We start from the raw sequence: 20,068 nt of genomic DNA, 5'->3' as shown, positions 1-20,068 counted from the left end.
GCGAGACGCTGCGTCAGGGCCGCGGGCCGGGCCCGAAGCCCGTCCAGCGCAGCTCCGGCGGCAGGTGACCCATGTCGTTGAACAGCAGCACGGCCGGCGTCACGCCGTCGCGGTACTCGATCGCCGTCAGCGCGGTGTTGCCGCAGCTCAGCCCGAGCCACCTGACCAGGGGCGCGTCCAGCGCGTGCCGCACCAGCCAGGCCACCTGGTAGGCGTGGGTGACCAGGACCTCGTGGGTCTCGGTTTCGGCGGGGCGCGCGAACCTGGCGATCAGCGCTTCCGCCAGCCGGGCGCCGGAGGCGGCTTCCGCCGGGTCGTAGCCGTCGAAGAACCCCGCCCAGGCCGGGGGCGGCTCGGCCGGCACGTACGGCACGTGGTCGACCAGCTCGGCCGCTTCCCGCACCGGAACACCCGGCAGCTGCGCACCGATGATCCGCGCCGAATTCACGGCCCGGGCAAGGGGCGAATGCCACACGGCATCGACCGGAAGGGCAGCCAGCCGCTCGCCGAGCAGTTCCGACTGCCGCCGCCCCACCTCGGTCAGTTCACCGAACGGATCAGCCGCGCCGTGCCGCACCACGTACAGGTGCCGAGTCGCCACCGCCGCACCACTCCTCCCCCAGCCGGCACAAGGGCCTCCCCGGAAGATCCGGGGAGGCCCTGCTGTTGCCGGAGCCGCCTAGGGGAATCGAACCCCTGACCTGCTCATTACGAGTGAGCCGCTCTGGCCGACTGAGCTAAGGCGGCAACACGGACAAGTGTAGCGACCCCTCTTGCGTCACTCGGCACCCCCCGTGTCGTTAGGCTCTGCGACGCCGGTCACCCCAGACCGGCCTGGTCGTACTGGGAGGACCATCCACATGCGTCGACGCATGCCTCGCGCGCTGGCGCTGCCGGTCGCCGCGGCCGTGCTCGTCCTGTCGGCCACGCCGGCCATGGCGGAGAGCACGATCCCCACCACCCCGACCCCGCAGCCGGCCCACCCGGGGCAGCCGCCGTTCATCGGCCAGGAGGGCCCCCAGCCGCTCGGCCACGCCGTCGGTGACGCGGCCGCCGCGCTCGGGGTGCTGCGCCTGCTGCCGAACTCGGTCCCCACCAGCACGATCCTGCCGGGCTTCGGGGACCAGCTGCCCAAGCAGTCCGCGCTCGAGGCCGGGATGGGCCTGTCCAGCGCGCAGGCGAACTCCGAGGCCCTGCTCAGCTACGAGAAGTCGATCGCCCAGTCGTCCCCGTTCGGGCTCGCGGTGGGCGGGAACGCCCCCCAGGCGCCGGGCAGCCTCGTGCAGACGGCGCTGCCGGACAACGAGCAGCCGCTGACCGGCGGACTGAACGCGCCGCAGAACCCGCTGCTCAACGTCGGGCTGCTGAACGGCAAGGTGCACGCGCGCTACAGCCCCACCCTCGGCCCGTGCGTCGGCACGATCGCCGACGCGAGCACGTCGGTGGCGAGCCTGTCCCTGCTGAACGTCATCCCGTCGCTGCCGAACCTGCCGATCGACGGGCTCAACTTGAGCAACGTGCAGCTGGCCGACGGGTTCGACCCCACCAAGGGCCTGCAGACGCTCGGCGGTCTGCTCAGCGGCGGCACCCAGACCAAGTCCGACGGCACGAACTCCGTGCTCAGCCTGCCCAACACGCTGTCCTCGCGGTCGGTGGTGCAACTCGTCGACATCCCCGGTTCCCCGAACAAGGCGGTCCAGTCGGTGTCCACGCTGCAGGCCGCCGACATCGAGATCCTCAAGGACACCCCGCTCGAGCTGACGCTGAAGGTGGTCAGCCAGCCGATGCTGAAGATCACCTCCACCGGCGACGAGAAGACCTCCAAGGTCGAGTACACGGCTCCGGTGATCAGCATCGAGCGGCAGGGCAAGGTGCTCTACACGCTGGACGCCACCAACCCCACCAAGGACATCCCGATCGGGCTGCCCCTGTCCGGCCTGTCGCAGCAGTTCGGCCCGCTGCAGGACCTGCCGGTTGTCGGCGGCCTGGTCGCGACCGCGCAGAAGGGCCTGCAGCAGGTTCCGGACACCGCCGGCAAGGTGCTCGACCTGGGCGTGCTGCGGCTGAGCATCGCGGAGCTGACCCAGAAGGGCCAGAACCTGACCGAGCCGTTCAAGGGCTTCCAGCTGGGCGCCTCCGCCCGGATGCTGGACCTGCAGATCCTGCCGACCACCGGGCTGAAGAACCTGCTCCCGGCAGGGAACGACGCGCTGCCGTCGTCGCTGGCGCAGCTGTCGCTGGGCGAGCAGATCGGCCGGGCGTACGCGCCCGAGGGCGGGGTCGTGTGCGGTTCGACCACGCCCGCCACACCGGCGGGTGGCGCCGCGCCCGGCGTGCCGCAGAAGCTGGCGTACACCGCCGGCGCCTACTCGGCGGTGCCGATGTTCTGGACCGGGACCGCGCTGCTGCTGCTCGGGGTCGTGCTGGTGGCAGCATTCCCGGCACGGCGCCGGATGACGGCCGCGGTGGTGAAGCCTTCGCCGACGCCACGGCCGCGGGACTGAGGTTCCTCCTGGGTCCGGCCCCCTCCGCGCCGCGGGAGGGGGCCGGTTCCCGTTCGGAGCGCGGTCAGCCGTGCCGCAGCGCCGTCAGCATCGCTTCCACGGCGATCCTCGGCTTGACGTTCCACAGGATCGCTTCCCGGCAGGCCAGCACTGCTTCCAGGCGCTTGAGGGTCGACTCGGCCGTCCACTGCCGGGCGGCCTGGGCGATGTCCTGGGCGTGATCCGGGTGGTTGTACCGGGCGTCGGCGCCACTGATGGTGACCAGGACGTCCCGGTAGAAGCCCGCCAGGTCCACCAGGGCGAGGTCGAGCGTGTCCCGCTGGGTGCGCGTCGCCCGCGACTTCTGGCGCTTCTCCAGCTGCTTGACCGCGGCCTCGGCCGCCCGCTTGGCCCCGGCGACACCCCTGCCCGTCGCATCGCCACCCATCGCGTTGCGCAACTCGGCCTTCTCCGCCTCGTCGCGGACCTTGCTCTCCTCGGTCGCGTCCGCCTCGGCCACCGCGATCAGGTCGTCCGCGCACCGGAACACGTCGCCGGGACGGGTGAGGCCCAACGGGATCCGCAACACCGCCTCCCGGCGCTTGCGGGCGCTGTCGTCCGTCGCGAGCCGCCGCGCGCGGCCGACGTGACCGCCGCACACCGACGCCGCCCATTCCGCCAGCTCGGGGTCCACGCCGTCCCGGTCGGCCAGCACCCGCGCGATCGCCTCGGCCGCCGGCGTCCGCAGCGTCACCAGACGGCAGCGCGAGCGGATGGTGACCGAGACGTCCTCCGGGTGGTCCGACGGCGCGCACAGCAGGAACACCGTCCGCTCCGGCGGCTCCTCGACGGCCTTGAGCAGCGCGTTCGACGCGCCTTCGGTGAGCCGGTCGGCGTCCTCGATGATCACGACCTGCCACTGGCCCGTCGTCGGCCTGCGCGCCGCGGCCTGCACCAGCGACCGCATCTCGGCGACCGAGATCGACAGGCCCTCCGGGATGACCAGCCGCACGTCGGCGTGGGTGCCGTGCATCGCGGTGCGGCAACCGGGGCACTGGCCGCAGCCGGTGCCGGTGATGCACTGCAACGCCGCCGCGAACGCCCGCGCCGCGACCGACCGGCCGGACCCGGGCGGCCCGGTGAGCAGCCAGGCGTGCGTCATCGCACCCGGCGGCGCGGGTTCGCCGGCGACGATCCGGGCCGCCGCGTGCGCGGCCGCGGACAGCACCTCGACCGCGTGGTCCTGACCGACCAGTTGAGTCCACACCCCGGCCGGGGTAACGACAGCGGTCACTCGGCCTCCGACTCGGCGAGCGGCGCGAGCCCGAGCTTGCGCTGCACGAGCACCGAGGTGACGGCCGTGCGCACGCGGTCGGCGACCGCGTCCTCCGGCGCATCGGCGTCCACCACGACGTAGTGGTCCGGGTCGGCCGCGGCCATCTCACTGAGCAGCGTCTGCACGCGCCACTGGGTCTCGACCGAGATCGGGCCGGGCGCGTGGGCGGCGCCGGGATCGGCGTCGAGCAGTACGGTCACGTCCGGCCGCAGGCGGCCGGTCGCCCAGTCGGCCAGGCCCTCCAGCTCTTTCGCGTCCAGCCCGGCGACCGCGGACAGGTGCGCCAGCGGCGAGTCGACGAAGCGCTCCATCACCACGATCGCGCCGCCGTCCAGGGCCGGCTGTACGTTGCGTTCCACGATGTCGGCCCGGACCGCCGCCGCCGCGAGCGCCTGAGCACGCGCCCCGGACAGCGAGGCGCTGCCGATGATCGTGGTCAGCCGTTCGTCGTCCAGCGCCGGGTCGGCGGCCAGCACCACCGGGCGCGGGCTGACCGAGCACAGCCACTCGGTGAGCTTGGTCGCCTGCGCCGCGGTGTCCGCGACCGTGGTGCCTTCCAGCGCGATGAGCAGGCCGTTGACCCGGCGCGGACGGCGGCGGATGGCGTTGCGCAGGTCGGCCATGATCGGCTCGGACCGCCGCGAGTCCATCTGCCGGTAGGCGATGATGCCGACGATCGCGGCGAGCGCGCCGCCGCCGAGCATCACCGGGCGGGTGCCGTCGATGGTGATCTCGTTGCCCCAGACCCTGACCCGGTGCGAGTCCGTCAGAGCGATCAGCAGCGGCACCAGCGACACCGACCCGAACACGATGACCTTCAGCATCGACTGGTAGATCGCGTTGATCCGGCCCCGGATCGCGTCCTCGACCTGCGAACCGATGATCGTGACACCGGTCAGGAACGCGGCGCCGGCGCACGCGCCGACGATCGCCACCGCGACGAGCGACACGGTCACGTGTGGGGACAGCGCCACCAGGATCAGCGCCAGCCCGGCCAGCACGATCGAGATGCCGAACAACCGGTCGTGCGGCAGCCGCCGCGCCAGCTTCGGCGCCCCGCCCATCCCGGTGGCGAGGCCGATGAACACGGCCACGACCAGCAGGCCCCACGTGGATTCACCGGCGTTCAGGCTCGACGCGTACGTCTGGGCGGACCCGACCACCGCGCCACCCGCGGCGAACGCACCCGCGGCGCCGATCAGCAGGCCGCGGACCAACGGGGTGCTCTTGATGTACTTGCCGGCGTCCTTGACCAGGGCGCCCAGCCCCGGCGCGTCCTCGGTGACCGGCTTCGCGGCCTTCTCCGCCTGCTCGTGCGCGAGCCCCGCCATTCGCGGCTTGCGGATCGACAGCTCCGGGACGCGGGTCAGCAAAAGGACGCCACTCGCCAGGTACAGCAGCGCGATCAGCACGATGATGACCTTGGCGACGCCCAGCTCCCCCAGGAACCCATCGGGCAGCCCGACCGCCGCCACGATGCGGGTTATCACCGCGTAGACGCCGCCCGCGGTGACCGTGGCGAGCCCGTAGGTCATCACCATGCCGAGCTGGTTGGCCGTCTCCACCTGGTCGGGCCGCTTGAGCAGGTTCGGGACCGCCGCTTCCTTCGACGGGATCCACATCATCGCGCTCGCGCTGGTCAGGAAGTTGGCGATGTACAGCCACCACCAGGTGCCGACGAACGTCACCGACAGCAGGAAGCCGCAGCGCAACAGGTCCGCGACGAACATGACCTTGCGACGGTCGAAGCGGTCGGCGAGCAGCCCGCCCATCGGGGCGAAGATCAGGCCGGGCAGCAGCGCGGACAGCACCACACCGGTGAACGCGAAGTTCTTCGCGGTGTAGCTGCCCGTCATCTGAGCCGCGTAGGTCGACAGACCGAGGAGGGTCAGCCAGTCGGCGACACTGCAAAGGTAGGTGATCCCCCAGAGCCGCCGGAACGGGCGGATCGCCAGCACCCGCCGGGCCCGGTGGATCGTCGAGGTGTCACGCCCGGCCGGCGCGTCTTTCCCCGCGCCGGGTTGCCCCTGCATGACCTCGCTGATCGAACCCACCCCACTCACTCCCGTGGCGCTGAGGAACCCCTGGCGCAACAAGCCGGTGTCCCCCAACCGTGGAGCCAGGGTAGCTGTGCCGAGCTGAGAGTGCCCGTCCTGGTGGGCCGCACCCGCCCGATTCGCCGGGATCGCCCGGATGGGCGTCAGCGGAAGATTCCGCCGATAGTGTCGATCAGACTGGTCAGGAACTGGATCGCGAGCACGCCGAACACGACCATCAACAGCACCGCGACCAGGAACGCGGCCGACCCGCTGGACGGCTTCGCGCGGCGGACCGTGCCGCCCTGACCCGGCCGCGGCAGCCGGAACGACGGCCGTGACCACGAGCCCAGCTTCGGCCTGCCGCGCCAGGTGCGCTGCCGGGGCAGGATGCCCAGCGGCGGCGCGGGCGGCACCGCCGGAGCCGGGGCCGCGGGCGGCGTGTCGTCCACCGGCACCTCGGGCGGTGCGGCCGGGGCGGCCGGTGCGGCCGGCTTGTCGGCCATGGCCTCGATCATCTGACGCACCTTCTCCGGGTCCGGCTCGACCGGCTTGGCCACCTTGAGCGGCTCGTACCGCTCGCCGTCGTCCACCGATCCCGACACCGCGTCGCCGAACGTCAGCGGCTGCAGTCCGGACTGCGTGCCGTCGCCGTCGAAACGAGCGTCGTCCTTCGCCGGACTCATGCTGACCACTCCCGTGCGTCTGGAAACACCTCGTCCCAGGGTAGTGGGCAATTCCCGGCGAGCACGCGCCCATCCGGGCCACCTGGTGATCACTGTCCGCGATCGGATGATCAGGCACAGGTCATCGCCGCCTCGACCGCCTCGGTCATCCACTGCGCCAGCCGGTCACGGTCGGAGGGCACCAGGAACAGCTGCCCGCCCTCGCCCGGCTCGGTGACCGTCGCCAGCACGTGGCGGCCCAGGTCGTTGTCCACCACCACGTACCCGAGGCGGGGGAACTGGGCGCAGCGGCGGTCGAACGCCATCAGGTCGACCACCGTGGTGCCGGTGCGCGGCCGGCGCAGGAACTCCCGCACCAGCACCGCCTGCTCGGCGTCCCGCCCGGTCAGCTCACCGGACGGGCCGGCGTGCAGCATCAGCGAACCGAACCGGCCCCGGCGCCGCTCCGGTACGAACCCGACCACCCGGTCGAACAGCGACCGCAGCTCGCGGAAGCCCCATCCGCCGACCTGGGTGGCGTCCGGCCGCCAGCTCCACAGCACACCGGCCGCCGTGTCGGCGTACACCCGCACGTCCAGCGGCCCGGCCAGCCCGCTGTGCACGCCGGTCAGCACCATCCGGATCGGGCCGCGCAGCATCAGCGCGAACGCCCGCATGGCGTCGTCGGTCAGGTCGCCGCCCTCGACGAACGGCGAGTCCCGCAGCTGCGCCATCCACGCGTTGTGCTCCTCGGCTTCGGCCACCAGGTCGGCCGGATCGCTGGAGCGGCTCAGCGGGTACCGGATCCGTTCCACGTCCTCGTCCGTCGCGAACGGGGCGTACAGGTCCCAGGTGCTGGCCCGCTCCGGCACCGCGTCGAGCACCGGCCGGGCGGCCTCGGTCAGCAGTTCGTCGATCGTCGTCACGCGGGCAGTGTGCACCCGGGCACCGACAATTTCGGTCGAACTGCTGTTCGAGCTCTATTTCTTCGCGGCGGTCGCCTTCTTCGCCGGGGCCTTCCGCGCCGGCGCCTTCTTCTTCGGCGCCGGGCCCTTCGCCCGCTTCTCGGCGAGCAGCTCGGACGCGCGCTCCGGGGTCAGCCCCTCGATGCTGTCCCCCTTGCGCAGGGTCGCGTTGTACTCCCCGTCGGTCACGTACGGCCCGAACCGGCCGTCCTTGACCACCATCGGCTTCTTCGACACCGGGTCCTCGCCCAGCTCCTTCAGCGGCGGCTTGGCCGGGCCGCGGCGACCACGCTGCTTCGGCTCGGCGTAGATCTTCAGCGCCTCGTCGAGCGTGATCGAGAAGATCTGGTCCTCGCTCGACAACGACCGCGAGTCGGTCCCCTTCTTCAGGTACGGCCCGTAGCGGCCGTTCTGGGCGGTGATCTCCTCACCCGACTCCGGGTCCTTGCCCACCACACGCGGCAGCGACAACAGCTTGAGCGCGTCGTCCAGGGTCACCGTCTGGATGTTCATCGACGGGAACAGCGAGCCCGTGCGCGGCTTCGGCTTCTTCGCCTTACTGGTCTTCTTGCCGTCCTCGGCCTCCTCGGGCTCGGGCAGCACCTCGGTCACGTACGGCCCGAAGCGGCCCGCCTTGGCGACGATCTCGTGCCCGGTGACCGGGTCCACGCCCAGCGACCGGCCCTCCTGCGGCGTCGCGAACAGCTTCTCCGCGATCTCCGCGGTCAGCTCGTCCGGCGGCAGGTCCTCGGGCAGGTTCGCGCGCTGCGGCTTCCCGTCCACCTCGCGCTCGATGTACGGGCCGTACCGGCCAACCCGCACGTACACCGTGCGGCCGTCGTGGTCCTCGAACATCGGGATGGAGTTGATCTCGCGCGGGTCGATGTCCTCCACCCCGCCGCTGACGAGCTTCTTCAACCCGCCAAGGCGCCCGACCGAGCCGTCCACGCCCTGCTCGCCGCCGAAGTAGAACCGCGACAGCCAGCGGGTGCGCTGCTCGTTCCCGGCCGCGATGCGGTCGAGCTCGTCCTCCATCGCCGCCGTGAAGTCGTAGTCCACCAGCCGCTCGAAGTGCCGCTCCAGCAGCCCGACCACGGCGAAGGCCACCCACGACGGGACCAGCGCGGACCCCTTCTTCCACACGTAGCCGCGGTCCTGGATGGTCTTGATGATCGACGCGTACGTCGACGGGCGGCCGATGCCCAGCTCCTCCAGCTTGCTGACCAGGCTGGGCTCGTTGTAACGCGCCGGCGGCGTGGTCGCGTGGCCGTCCGGGGACAGCTCGCCCGCCGTCAGCGGCTGGTCCTCGACCAGCCGCGGCAGGCGGCTCTGCTTGTCGTCGGCCTCGGCACCGGAGTCGGCGTCCACCGCCTCGACGTAGGCCTTGAGGAAACCGGCGAAGGTGATCGTCCGCCCGGACGAGGCGAAGGTGCACTCCTCCCCGGTGCTCGACGTGCCGGTGATCCGCACCGAGATCGTGGTGCCCTTGGCGTCGGCCATCTGCGAGGCGATCGTGCGCTGCCAGATCAGCTCGTACAGCCGGAACTCGTCGGCCTGCAGCTCGCCCGCGACCTGGCCCGGCGTCCGGAACACCTCACCGGCCGGGCGGATCGCCTCGTGGGCCTCCTGCGCGTTCTTGACCTTGCGCGTGTACTGCCGCGGGGTCGGCGAGACGTGGTCCTTGCCGTACAGCTCGGTCGCCTGGCTGCGCGCCGCCGCGAGCGCCGACTCCGACAGCGTGGTGGAGTCGGTACGCATGTAGGTGATGTAGCCGTTCTGGTACAGCCGCTGCGCGATCTGCATCGTGGTCTCGGCGTTGAAGCGCAGCTTGCGGCCGGCCTCCTGCTGCAGCGTCGAGGTCATGAACGGTGCGTACGGGCGCCGCGTGTACGGCTTCTCCTCGACACTGGTGACCTTGAAGTCCCGCTGGTGCAGGCCCTGGGCCAGCGCCCGGGCGCCGGCCTCGTCGAGCACCCGGACGTCCTGGGCGTTCGCCTTCAGCTGCCCCGAGGCGTCGAAGTCCTTGCCGGTCGCCAGGCGAGCGCCGTCGACCGACACCAGCCGCGCCGGGAACTGGCGCGGCTCCTCGGCACCAGCGTCCGCGCTCGACATCGTGGCCGAGATGTCCCAGTAGGAGGCCGAGGTGAACTTGATGCGCTCGCGCTCGCGCTCGACCACCAGACGGGTCGCCACCGACTGCACCCGGCCCGCCGACAGCCTCGGCATGACCTTCTTCCACAGCACCGGCGAGACCTCGTAACCGTAGAGCCGGTCGAGGATGCGGCGGGTCTCCTGCGCGTCGACGAGGTCCCCGTCCAGCTCACGGGTGTCCTCGGCGGCGGCGCGCACGGCCTGCTCGGTCACCTCGTGGAAGACCATCCGGCGCACCGGGACCTTCGGCTTGAGGGTCTCCAGCAGGTGCCAGGCGATGGCCTCGCCCTCACGGTCGGGGTCGGTGGCGAGGAAGAGCTCGTCGACGTCCTTGAGCAGGCCCTTGAGCTCGGTGACCTTGGCCTTCTTGTCCGGCGAGACGACGTAGAGCGGCTCGAAGTCGTGGTCGACGTTCACGCCGAGTTTCGCCCAGGACTCGCCCTTGTACTTGGCCGGGACGTCCTCGGCCCTGGACGGCAGGTCGCGGATGTGCCCGACCGAGGACTCCACCACGTACCCCGGGCCGAGGTACGAGGCGATCTTGCGGGCCTTGGCGGGCGACTCGACGATCACGAGCCGTCGACGACCGGCGCCGTTCGCCCCGGCGTCGTTCTTCTTCGTCTTCGTCGATCCAGCCACGCTGTCCGCTCTCCTGCTTCGATCCCACCGCTGTCCACGCAGCGGCGCCGGTTCAACCAGCAAGTGTGCACGTTGCCTGCCGGTGATGTCCCCCGAGGTGACGTAACACGCCGTCGCGCGTCCCGTCCGGGATGGGCAACAGCGTGCGGCATCGTCCCCTTTCCACACCTAGCACGTGATACCGGACACACGCCGACCGGGGCCTTTCCGTAGCCGTTCCGCTACGCTCCGCGCTATGTTCCGCCGCCTGCTCGCCGTACTGGCCGTCCTGCTCCTCGTGCCCGGCCTGACCGGGGCCGTCACCGCCACCGCCGCAGCCGGCGGCTACAGCGGCATCGTCAAGCTCAGCAACTGCTCCGGTTCACTCGTCCGGTTGCCCCAGTCGAGCGAACTGGACCGGGCGCTCGTCCTGAGCGCCGGACACTGCCTGGAGTCCGGTATGCCCGATCCGGGCGAAGTGGTGGTCAACCAGCCGGTCAGCCGCGAGATGGCGCTGCTCGGCGCGGACGGCCACCAGCTCGGCCTGCTCCACGCGTCCAAGGTCGTGTACGCGACGATGACCGACACCGACATCGCGCTCTACGCCGTCGACGCGTCCTACCGCGACATCGCCCGGGAACTCGGCGGCCACCCGCTCACGCTCGCCGCCGCACCGGCGAACGTCGGCACCCCGGTCAGCATCGTCTCCGGCTTCTTCACCCGCACCTGGCACTGCTCGATCGACCGGATCGTGTATTCGGTGCGCGAAGGCGGCTGGACGTGGAAGGACTCGATCCGCTACGCGCCGGGCTGCAACACGATCCACGGCACCTCCGGTGCCCCGGTCGTCGACGAGGGCAGCGGCGAGATCGTCGGCATCCACAACACGGGCAACGACAAGGGCGAAGCCTGCACGTTCGACAACCCGTGCGAGGTCGACGAAAACGGCGAGGTCTTCGCCCAGCGGGGCCTGACCTACGGCCAGCAGACCTACCGCGTCCCGGCCTGCTTCACCCGGAACAACCAGCTCAGCCTCGTCCGGGACGGTTGCCGGCTGCCCAAGCCTGCCGCGCTGCCGCTGCCCGTTCCCGCCTGATCACACCGCCTGCCGGGCGGGTGCGTGCCGCGGCCACACCGGCTCGGCGCCCGGCGGCGGCATGCCGATCAGCTCGGCCAGCGTCGCGAGCCGCCGTCGCCCGGTGACCCGCACCGCCGGGCCGCCGCCCTTCGGGCCGACCAGCTGCGCGGGCAGGCCGAGCTGGCGAAACGCCTCGGCGAGCGGTTCGTGGGTGTCCGGCGCCCGCGCGTCGACGGCCAGCAGGTACCCCTGCACGCCCGGCCGGCCCGACGCCAGCGCCCACAGCCGCAGAGCCGCCCCGGTGAGCCGGAACCGGCCCGGCAGCACCTTCCCCGTCCCCTCGCCGCCCAGCCAGGCCCGCGCGAGCGCGATCAGGTCGCGCCGGAAGGCCGTGCGGATCACCGGCGTGCCGTCCTCGGTGCGGCTCAGCTCGGCCGACACCCCGCGCCTGCCGAACTCCGCGGCCAGCACACTCGCGCGCCACGCCTCGTCGACCTCCACCGTGAGGCGAGCGGCCGTGCGCGCGAAGCCGGTGATCTGGCCCTGCCCGCACAGAACGCCGCTCAGGTCGGCGATGTCCGGGCCGCTCGCCTCCGCCGAGAAGAGCGACATCTGATCCACAGCGGACAGGGTAGAACACGCGTTCGATTTCCCGCGAGTCGTCGCGGGGAAAAAGTCCTTGAAGTTGACGCTGCGTCAACCTTTAGCGTGGATTTGGACGGGGACGGAGGAGACGAGATGGACGAGCCGCTGTCGATCGCACAGGTGTCGAAGGTATCCGGGGTGACCTCCCGGACCTTGCGGCACTACGACGACATCGGCCTGCTCCCACCGGCATCCGTCGACAGCAGCGGGAGGCGCTTCTACCAGCGGGAACAGCTCATCCGGTTGCAGCAGATCCGCCTCCTGCGGGAGCTGGGCCTCGGCCTGGACACGATCGCCGAGATCCTCGGCGGGTCGGTGTCCCACGCCCAGGCGCTGCGGCTGCACCGGAAGTGGCTGCTGGCGGAGCGCGACCGGCTGGACCGGCTCGCCACCACCGTCACCCGGACGATCGCCGAACTCGAAGGAGGGGACCACATGTCCGCGCACGAACTGTTCGAGGGGTTTTCACCGCACTCCGAGAAGGCGGAATGGCTCGCGCAGGAAGCAGCCGAACGGTGGGGTGAGAACGCCGTCCGGTCACACGAACGAAGCAAAACCTGGCCGGACGAGAAGTGGGCCGCGGTGAAGCGGGAGGGCGCCGAGGCGACCGATCGGCTGGCCGAGCTGGCCCGCGAAGGTGTGCCGGCCGACGACGAGCGCGCGCTCGACGCCGTCGCGGCGCACCGGGCGTGGCTGGAGCACTTCTGGACGCCGGATGCCACGTCCTACGCCGGGCTCGGCCGCCTCTACAGCGACGACGAGCGGTTCCGGAACCAGTACGAGGCCATCCAGCCGGGATTCGCCGAGTACCTGCGCGATGCCATGGGCGCCTACGCCCGGACCCGCATGAACTAGCGCGGCGCGGCCGTCACCTGGGCGGCGAGCTGCCGGCACACCGGGGCGTGCGCGACCGCGGTCGCGAGCTCCGGCACGGCATCGAAACGGTCCAGCAGATCGAGACTCGCCACCTCGGTCAGCGGCCCGTTCGCCTGCCCGAGGGTGTCCGCGTCGATGTCGCCCGGCGCGACCGCATCGAGCCGTTGCCGCGCGGCGGCCGCCCGGTCGCGCACGCCCTGGAAGTCCGTCACGGCCCGCTCCCGCACCACCTCGCCCTCCGGCACCGGCGACGGCGGCATCGTGTGCAGTCCGTCCAGCGCGCGGTCCAGCCCGTTGATCACCGAGCCGAGCAGCTCGCTGGAGGACCGCACGGCACGCTGCGGGGTGCTCGGGTCCACGCTCGGCATGGTCACCAGGTTCTCGACCAGGGAGCCGACCGCGACGCAGTAGTCGTCCGCCCAGCGGGCCTCGGCGTCCTGCAGCTGAACCTGCTGCCGCGACAGCCCCGGCCCGCCCGGGTCGGTGCTCGCGGGTGGCCGGCCACAACCGGAAAGGCCCACACACAACCCGGTCAGCACCACCAGGAACACGGACTTCCCGGGCCGCACGCACGCACCTCCTGTCGACGCCAACCTCTTACCCGACGGTACCGAGACGATTGCGGACCGCAACCGTCGGGCAGCACAAAAAGCCGGGCCCGTCACGTTCTGTGGTGACGGGCCCGGCTCCGGCAGAGCGGATCAGACGGTCTTCGCCGGGGTGGCGTCCTCGCTCGGCGTGTCGGTCATGACGCTTGCGCGCCGCTTCGACACCACGATCGCGACGACGATGATCGCCACGGCGACCAGCGAGATCGCGATCCGCACCCCCGCGGAGGCATCCGGCCCGATCGAGAACTGCACGATCGCCGGCGCGATCAGCACCGAAACCAGGTTCATCACCTTGATCAGCGGGTTGATGGCCGGGCCCGCGGTGTCCTTGAACGGGTCGCCGACGGTGTCGCCGATGACCGTCGCGGCATGCGCCTCGGAACCCTTGCCACCGTGGTGACCGTCCTCGACCAGCTTCTTCGCGTTGTCCCACGCCCCACCGGAGTTGGCCAGGAAGATCGCCATCAGCGTGCCGGTGGCGATCGCGCCGGCCAGGTACCCGGCGAGCGCACCGGTGCCGAGACCGAAGCCGACGGCGATCGGGGCGAACACCGCGAGCAGACCCGGGGTGGCCAGCTCCCGCAGCGAGTCGCGGGTCACGATGTCGACGACCTTGCCGTACTCCGGCCGTGTGGTGCCCTCCATGATCCCCGGGATGTCGCGGAACTGGCGGCGCACCTCGTACACCACCGCACCCGCGGCGCGGGACACGGCGTTGACCGCGAGACCGGAGAACAGGAAGACCACCGCGGCACCGACGATCACGCCGACCAGGGTGTTCGGGCTGACGATCGTGTCCACGAACGACTTCACGCCCGCCGCGGATTCACCGATGTCGGCGAGCGCCTTCGAGATGGAGTCCTGGTACGAACCGAACAGCGCCGTCGCGGCGAGCACCGCCGTGGCGATCGCGATGCCCTTGGTGATGGCCTTCGTGGTGTTGCCGACCGCGTCCAGCTCGGTCAGGATCTGCGCCGCGTCCTCGTCGACCTCGCCGGACATCTCCGCGATGCCCTGCGCGTTGTCCGAGACCGGACCGAAGGTGTCCATCGCGACGATGACACCGACGGTCGTCAGCAGGCCGGTGCCGGCCAGGGCGACCGCGAACAGGGCGACCGTGCCGCCCAGCAGGTAGGCACCGAACACCGCGGCACCGATCACCAGCGCGGTGTAGACGGCCGACTCGAAGCCGACCGAGATCCCGGACAGGATGACCGTCGCGGCACCGGTGCGGGAGGTCTCGCCGACGTTGCGCACCGGGCCGTGCTCGGTGCCGGTGTAGTAGCCGGTCAGCCGCAGGATGACACCGGCCAGCACGATGCCGATGATCACGGCGACGAACGCGATGACCGCGGGGTTGCCCGCGACCCCGGCGTGCGCAGCGCCGAAGTCGGCGAAGGACCCGGGCAGGTACACGAACGACGCGACCGCGCACAGCACCGCCGAGATGGCGGCGGAGATGTAGAACGAGCGGTTGATCGTGACCAGGCCGTTCTCACCCGTGCGGGCCCGCGTGATGTAGACGCCGATGACCGCGGTGATGACCCCGATGGCCGGCACGATCAGCGGGAACAGCAGGCCGTGCACGCCGAAGGCGGTGCTGCCCAGGATCAGCGCGGCGACGAGCGTCACCGCGTAGGACTCGAACAGGTCCGCCGCCATCCCGGCGCAGTCACCCACGTTGTCACCGACGTTGTCGGCGATCGTGGCCGCGTTGCGCGGGTCGTCCTCCGGGATGTTCTGCTCGACCTTGCCGACCAGGTCGGCACCCACGTCGGCGGCCTTGGTGAAGATGCCGCCGCCGACCCGCATGAACATCGCGATCAGGGCGGCACCGAAACCGAAGCCTTCGAGCACCTTCGGGGCCTGACCGGTGTAGGCGAGCACGACGACCGCGGCGCCGAACAGGCCGAGGCCGACGGTGAACATGCCGACCGCGCCACCGGTGCGGAACGCGGCGCGCATCGCCTTCTCCCGGCCACCCGGTTCCCGCGAGGCAGCGGCGACACGCAGGTTGGCCCGCGTCGCCAGCCACATGCCCGTGTAACCGATGAGGAACGAGAACACGGCGCCGACGAGGAAGAACACGGAACGGCCGATGCGCTCGTTCCAGTCGTCCGCGGGCAGCGCGAGCAACAGCAGGAACACCACGACCCCGAAGATCGAGAGGGTGTTGCGCTGCCGCTTGAGATACGCGGCCGCCCCTTCCTGCACGGCCTTGGCGATGTCCTGCATCTTGGCGGTGCCCTGGCCCGCGGCCAGCACCTCCTTGAGCAGGAACCAGCCGATGACCAGAGCGGCCAGGGCTATGACGGCGACCACGGCCACGATGCCGTAGTCACCTCCGGAGAAGTCGAGGCCCTCCGCGAGGGTCTGCCGGGACATCCGTCCTCCTGGAAACGTTCCTGTCGCCAGTGACAGCCCGCCTAGGGGAAGCCGTGCCGACGCTGGCATGGGATCTACACCACAAGTGGTGCCGGTTGCCCGGAGTGTATTGGTAATGGAATCCGCGCGGTCAGGGCGTCCCCTAACGATCACCCTCCGTACATGTGACCCTGCTCACGGTTCATGATCTTTTCCCGCCCGGCCGGTTCTGTCGTACACGTGTGCGAAGCTGTCTACCGTGGAAGTCGTGGCGGGAACCGAGCGGGCGCGGCGGCTGCTGCACCGGGTCACCGCCGGCATCCCGGCGAACCCGGTCACCCACGTGGCCGACCTGCCGGCCCGCGCGGCGCGGCACACCGAGTGGCCGGACTGGGCGGACGAGCGGGTGGTGGCGGCGCTGCGGTCGGGCGGCGTGGAGCGGCCCTGGGCGCACCAGGCGGAGGCAGCGTCGCTGGCCTTCGCCGGGCAGCACGTCGTCGTGTCCACGGGCACGGCCTCGGGCAAGTCGTTGTGCTACCAGCTGCCGGTGCTGTCGGCGCTGACCGCTGACGACAAGGCGTGCGCGCTGTACCTCTCACCGACGAAGGCGCTGGGCGCCGACCAGCTGTGGGCGGTGTCCGGATTGGACGTTGCCGGGGTGCGCGCGGCGTCCTACGACGGGGACACGCCGATGGCCGAGCGTGACTGGGTGCGGGCACACGCGCGGTGGGTGTTCACGAACCCGGACATGCTGCACCGCGGCATCCTGGCGGCGCACTCGCGCTGGGCGCGGCTGTTCCGCAAGCTTTCCTACGTGGTGATCGACGAGTGCCACAGCTACCGGGGCGTGTTCGGATCGCACGTCGCGTTGCTGCTGCGGCGGCTGCAGCGGGTGGCCCGGCACTACGGGTCGTCGCCGGTGTTCATCCTGGCGTCGGCGACCACGGCCGAGCCTGGCGAGTTCGCGTGCCGGCTGGTCGGCGCCGACTGCGTGCCGGTCGTGGAGGACGCGTCGCCGCGCGGGGCGCGGACGGTGGCGCTGTGGGAGCCCCCGCTGCTGGAGGACCACCTGGGCGAGCACGGTGCCCCGGTGCGCCGGTCGGCCGGGGCGGAGGCGAGCCGGATCCTCGCGGAGCTGGTCATCGAGGGCGCGCGGACGCTGGCGTTCGTCCGGTCACGGCGGGGCGCGGAGCTGACCGCGCTGGGCGCCCGGCGCTTGTTGTCCGAAGTGGACAGCGAGTTGCCCTCGCAGGTGGCGGCGTACCGGGCCGGGTTCCTGCCGGAGGAGCGGCGGGCACTGGAGCGTGCACTGCTGTCGGGGGAGCTGACGGGGGTCGCGACGACGAACGCGCTCGAGCTGGGGGTGGACATCGCGGGGCTGGACGCGGTGGTGCTGGCCGGGTACCCGGGCACGCTGGCGTCGTTCTGGCAGCAGGCGGGCCGGGCCGGGCGGTCGGGAGACGACGCGCTGGTCGTGTTCGTGGCGCGGGACGATCCGCTGGACACATACCTGGTGCACCACCCGGCGGCGGTGCTGGAGCGGCCGGTGGAAACGGCGGTGCTGGACCCGTCGAACCCGTACGTGCTCGCGCCACAGCTGGCGTGCGCGGCGGCGGAGTTGCCGTTGACCAGCGGTGAGCTGGAGACGTTCGGTGGCGTCGCGGCGCGGGAGGTGCTGGACCGGCTCGTCGCCGAGGGGCTGCTCCGCCGCCGCCCGAGTGGCTGGTACTGGACGTCACGAGACCGACCGCAGTACGAGGTGGACATCCGCGGCTCGGGTGGCGAGCAGATCGCCGTGGTCGAGGCGGACACCTCCCGGCTGCTGGGGACGGTCGACCCGGGTTCGGCGTGCACGACCGTGCACCCGGGGGCGGTGTACCTGCACCAGGGCTCGTCGTACGTGGTGGATGAGCTGGATCTGGAGTCCGGAATCGCACTGGTGCACGCGGAGGACCCGGAGTGGACCACGTCGGCACGGGAGGTCGCCGACATCGCCGTGCTGCGCACCCAGGAGCGGGTGGACTACGGCGGGGTGAGCGTGTGCCTGGGCGAGGTCGCGGTGACCTCGCAGGTGGTGGGGTATCTGCGGCGCCGCCCGTCGGGCGAGGTGCTGGATCAGGTGACGCTGGACCTGCCGGCGCAGACGTTGGAAACGCGGGCGGTTTGGTACACGATCACCCCGGAGTTGCTGGAGGTCGGCGGGGCGCCGGGGGGCGCCGGTCTGGATCCGGCGCGCATCCCCGGCGCCCTGCACGCCGCCGAGCACGCGGCGATCGGCCTGCTACCGCTGTTCGCTACGTGCGACCGGTGGGATATCGGCGGCGTCTCGACCGCGTTGCACGCTGACACCGGGGAGGCGACGGTGTTCGTGCACGACGGCCATCCCGGAGGCGCGGGATTCGCCGATCGCGGTTTCGCTGCCGTGGTCCCGTGGCTGGCCGCTACGCGGGAGGCCATCGTCTCCTGCGAGTGCCCGGCGGGATGCCCGTCCTGTGTGCAGTCACCGAAGTGCGGGAACGGTAACGATCCACTGGACAAGGCGGGGGCGGTGGCCGTGCTGGACACCGTGCTCGGGGCGGTCAGTTCTCACGGCGCCCGGCACGGCCACGGGGTGGCTCAGGCTGCGGCGAACTGACCGGCGCCGGCCAAGGCGGCCTGGTCAGCACCCTGCTGGTCGAGAGCGCGGACGAGCACGGAGTGCACGGCGTCGGCGGTCGGCAGGCGCCAGCCCCACACGTCCGGCTTGACCCGCCAGTGGACGACACCGTGCTGGAACGGGGTGGGCGGGAGCGGGATCCAGCTGCCCTGCCCGTGCCGGCGGACCGTGCCTGCGGCCGCCAGTTCCTCCGGGAGGCAGTCGGCGACGGTGGTCAGGAACAGCCAGCGGCCGTCGGGCGTGGCCACGATCGGCGCGGGGTGGCCGGTCGCCCGGAGCAGTCGAGCCGCCCGCTTGCCCAGTTCATCGGGGACCTCGACGGCGTCCAGCACGGTGCCGGTCGCGACGAGGAGGCTGTACGGCCGGCCGTTCCACCAGGTGGCCACCTCGTTGGGGTGGGCGTCGAGCCGGTCGGCCCAGTCCTGGTGGACGGGCACCGGGCCGGTCCAGGAGCCTCCGGCGTCGGCGTGCGCCGGAAAGGTACCGGGCAGCACCGGCCACCCGTGCCAGGCAAGGCCGATGGCCTCCGCACGAAGCTCGATGCGGAAGGCGCCCCGCCAGCTGTCCGACCAATCCGTGTCCAACATTTCCGTCCACAACTCCTTGCTTGTTCCACCGCTCGCGGTGGCTGCCTGTGTTCAATAAACGGCAAGTTGCACAGTGCCGGAACCCGCCGCGCGACAACCGGCCGCTCCGGGGCGACGAGCGAACCAGCCCGCTCGGCCCGGCCGAACACCCACGGCCGATCCCCTCCCGGCGGCGAAACGCGTCCGGCCTCGACACCCGCACGTGATCTCCAGCACACGTTTCTCCTGCGTACCGTTGTTTTCCCGATACTCGCGGCCCGGTCGCCGGCCGAAGCCGGTGACCGCTCGCCGCACGAGGGCGACCGTCCACCCGGCGCCCGCTCACCCACCGCTCACCACGGCGGCAACCACTCGTCGCACCACTCACCCCACCCCGGAGCGGGGTCCGGCCCCGCCTCCGCACGGGTTGCGCAGCCCCGCCGCGCGGAGCAGCCCGCTCGCGTCTCCGGACTCATCCCGCCGCCGAGCCGCGATGAGCAGGCAACGCGGCGGGTGGTCCGCCGCGTGGCCGACCGCATCTACTGCGGGCGCATCACGGCCCGGCCCGAGCCCGCCCCGCCGCCGACCCGAGGCCGGTGTCGACGGACACCTCGACGAGCGCATCCCACCCGTCGAACCGGCAGCTCACCATCCGGGCCGCCATCCGGTCGGCGACCCACTGCGCCCGTCCGCACGCGACGTCCACACCGAGGAGGGTCTGCCCCGCGGCGGCCAGCGCGGCCAGGTCGGCGGCCCCGGCGGCCCGGTGCCGTGCGATCGTCGCGGCACCGAGGCCCCAGAGCAGCCCCGCGATGACCACGAATGCGGCGATCGCGCCGGCGGCCCACACGGTCGCGGCACCGCGGTCACGCTCGCGCAGCTCGTGGTGGTCGGCCGCGGCCCGCGGGGAGGCTTGGCGGCGTGGTCCTCTCTTCAGCTCGGGCGCCGCCGGTGGACCGGGGCGTCGCCACCCTCCGGGGCTGGTCCGCGGCTGCACATCTGGTGCTCGCTCAGCACC

The 20,068-nt window shown here is 71.8% G+C and carries 15 protein-coding genes and 1 tRNA gene; 4 read left to right on the top strand and 12 right to left on the bottom strand.

The annotated features are described in order from the left end of the window. Positions 1 to 13: 13 nt before the first annotated feature. The gene (locus FHX45_RS18290) at positions 14 to 601 is read right to left on the bottom strand and encodes a histidine phosphatase family protein (protein WP_167103270.1); all 588 of its coding nucleotides are present in this window, start codon (positions 599 to 601) and stop codon (positions 14 to 16) included. Positions 602 to 673: 72 nt separating this feature from the next. Continuing rightward, positions 674 to 747: transfer RNA gene (locus FHX45_RS18285), tRNA-Thr, on the bottom strand. Positions 748 to 872: 125 nt separating this feature from the next. On the opposite strand from FHX45_RS18285, the gene FHX45_RS18280 reads away from it, so the two are divergent. Further along, positions 873 to 2,504 (top strand): hypothetical protein, encoded by a 1,632-nt coding sequence (locus FHX45_RS18280; protein ID WP_167103268.1) that lies wholly within the window; start codon positions 873 to 875, stop codon positions 2,502 to 2,504. A 64-nt stretch (positions 2,505 to 2,568) separates the two neighbouring features. Here the strand turns inward: FHX45_RS18280 and FHX45_RS18275 are convergent, their stop codons facing one another. The 5 genes from FHX45_RS18275 to topA form a co-directional block, all read right to left on the bottom strand. Beyond that, complete coding sequence (locus FHX45_RS18275) at positions 2,569 to 3,777, bottom strand: DNA polymerase III subunit delta' (protein WP_167103265.1); 1,209 nt, start codon at positions 3,775 to 3,777, stop codon at positions 2,569 to 2,571. After that, the gene (locus FHX45_RS18270) at positions 3,774 to 5,852 is read right to left on the bottom strand and encodes a bifunctional MFS transporter/dTMP kinase (protein WP_167109157.1); all 2,079 of its coding nucleotides are present in this window, start codon (positions 5,850 to 5,852) and stop codon (positions 3,774 to 3,776) included. The genes FHX45_RS18275 and FHX45_RS18270 overlap by 4 nt, the downstream gene beginning before the upstream one ends. A gap of 167 nt (positions 5,853 to 6,019) precedes the next feature. Further along, positions 6,020 to 6,541: a hypothetical protein gene (locus FHX45_RS18265; RefSeq protein ID WP_208405989.1), complete on the bottom strand. Its 522-nt coding sequence runs from the start codon at positions 6,539 to 6,541 to the stop codon at positions 6,020 to 6,022. A gap of 110 nt (positions 6,542 to 6,651) precedes the next feature. Further along, positions 6,652 to 7,446, bottom strand: coding sequence for a hypothetical protein (locus FHX45_RS18260; protein ID WP_167103259.1), 795 nt, complete (start codon positions 7,444 to 7,446; stop codon positions 6,652 to 6,654). 54 nt (positions 7,447 to 7,500) lie between these two features. After that, positions 7,501 to 10,275, bottom strand: a complete 2,775-nt coding sequence (gene topA / locus FHX45_RS18255) for a type I DNA topoisomerase (protein WP_167103256.1) — start codon at positions 10,273 to 10,275, stop codon at positions 7,501 to 7,503. 235 nt (positions 10,276 to 10,510) lie between these two features. Here topA and FHX45_RS18250 point away from each other — a divergent pair, with 235 nt between their 5' ends. Then, positions 10,511 to 11,350, top strand: a complete 840-nt coding sequence (locus FHX45_RS18250) for a S1 family peptidase (RefSeq protein ID WP_167103253.1) — start codon at positions 10,511 to 10,513, stop codon at positions 11,348 to 11,350. Here the strand turns inward: FHX45_RS18250 and FHX45_RS18245 are convergent, their stop codons facing one another. After that, positions 11,351 to 11,944: a hypothetical protein gene (locus FHX45_RS18245; RefSeq protein ID WP_208407249.1), complete on the bottom strand. Its 594-nt coding sequence runs from the start codon at positions 11,942 to 11,944 to the stop codon at positions 11,351 to 11,353. A gap of 126 nt (positions 11,945 to 12,070) precedes the next feature. Between FHX45_RS18245 and FHX45_RS18240 the strand changes: the two genes are divergently transcribed. Next, positions 12,071 to 12,832 carry a MerR family transcriptional regulator gene (locus tag FHX45_RS18240; RefSeq protein WP_167103247.1) on the top strand — a complete coding sequence of 254 codons (762 nt, stop codon included), beginning with the start codon at positions 12,071 to 12,073 and terminating at the stop codon, positions 12,830 to 12,832. Here the strand turns inward: FHX45_RS18240 and FHX45_RS18235 are convergent. Continuing rightward, positions 12,829 to 13,422, bottom strand: a complete 594-nt coding sequence (locus tag FHX45_RS18235) for a hypothetical protein (RefSeq protein WP_167103244.1) — start codon at positions 13,420 to 13,422, stop codon at positions 12,829 to 12,831. The genes FHX45_RS18240 and FHX45_RS18235 overlap by 4 nt on opposite strands. Before the next feature lie 132 nt (positions 13,423 to 13,554). Further along, complete coding sequence (locus FHX45_RS18230; protein ID WP_167103241.1) at positions 13,555 to 15,849, bottom strand: sodium-translocating pyrophosphatase; 2,295 nt, start codon at positions 15,847 to 15,849, stop codon at positions 13,555 to 13,557. Between the two features lie 238 nt (positions 15,850 to 16,087). Between FHX45_RS18230 and FHX45_RS18225 the strand changes: the two genes are divergently transcribed. Then, a complete protein-coding gene (locus FHX45_RS18225; RefSeq protein ID WP_167103238.1) occupies positions 16,088 to 18,463 on the top strand; it encodes a DEAD/DEAH box helicase in 2,376 nt (791 codons plus the stop codon). Here FHX45_RS18225 and FHX45_RS18220 read toward each other — a convergent pair. Beyond that, positions 18,445 to 19,071: a bifunctional DNA primase/polymerase gene (locus FHX45_RS18220; RefSeq protein WP_167103235.1), complete on the bottom strand. Its 627-nt coding sequence runs from the start codon at positions 19,069 to 19,071 to the stop codon at positions 18,445 to 18,447. The genes FHX45_RS18225 and FHX45_RS18220 overlap by 19 nt on opposite strands. Before the next feature lie 532 nt (positions 19,072 to 19,603). Further along, positions 19,604 to 19,930, bottom strand: coding sequence for an Rv3654c family TadE-like protein (locus FHX45_RS28745; RefSeq protein WP_424923839.1), 327 nt, complete (start codon positions 19,928 to 19,930; stop codon positions 19,604 to 19,606). Positions 19,931 to 20,068: the final 138 nt, after the last annotated feature.

This window comes from Amycolatopsis granulosa (assembly GCF_011758745.1).
Classification (GTDB): Bacteria; Actinomycetota; Actinomycetes; order Mycobacteriales; family Pseudonocardiaceae; genus Amycolatopsis_E; species Amycolatopsis_E granulosa.
This window is presented reverse-complemented; position numbering and strand designations above follow the sequence as displayed.

Excerpts from the sequence above, each read along its gene's own strand:
- FHX45_RS18280 (WP_167103268.1), top strand. The coding sequence starts at position 873 with ATGCCTCGCGCGCTGGCGCTGCCGGTCGCCGCGGCCGTGCTCGTCCTG.
- FHX45_RS18270 (WP_167109157.1), bottom strand. The coding sequence starts at position 5,852 with ATGCAGGGGCAACCCGGCGCGGGGAAAGACGCGCCGGCCGGGCGTGAC.
- FHX45_RS18265 (WP_208405989.1), bottom strand. The coding sequence starts at position 6,541 with ATGAGTCCGGCGAAGGACGACGCTCGTTTCGACGGCGACGGCACGCAG.
- FHX45_RS18250 (WP_167103253.1), top strand. The coding sequence starts at position 10,511 with ATGTTCCGCCGCCTGCTCGCCGTACTGGCCGTCCTGCTCCTCGTGCCC.
- FHX45_RS18245 (WP_208407249.1), bottom strand. The coding sequence starts at position 11,944 with ATGTCGCTCTTCTCGGCGGAGGCGAGCGGCCCGGACATCGCCGACCTG.
- FHX45_RS18240 (WP_167103247.1), top strand. The coding sequence starts at position 12,071 with ATGGACGAGCCGCTGTCGATCGCACAGGTGTCGAAGGTATCCGGGGTG.
- FHX45_RS18230 (WP_167103241.1), bottom strand. The coding sequence starts at position 15,849 with ATGTCCCGGCAGACCCTCGCGGAGGGCCTCGACTTCTCCGGAGGTGAC.
- FHX45_RS18220 (WP_167103235.1), bottom strand. The coding sequence starts at position 19,071 with ATGTTGGACACGGATTGGTCGGACAGCTGGCGGGGCGCCTTCCGCATC.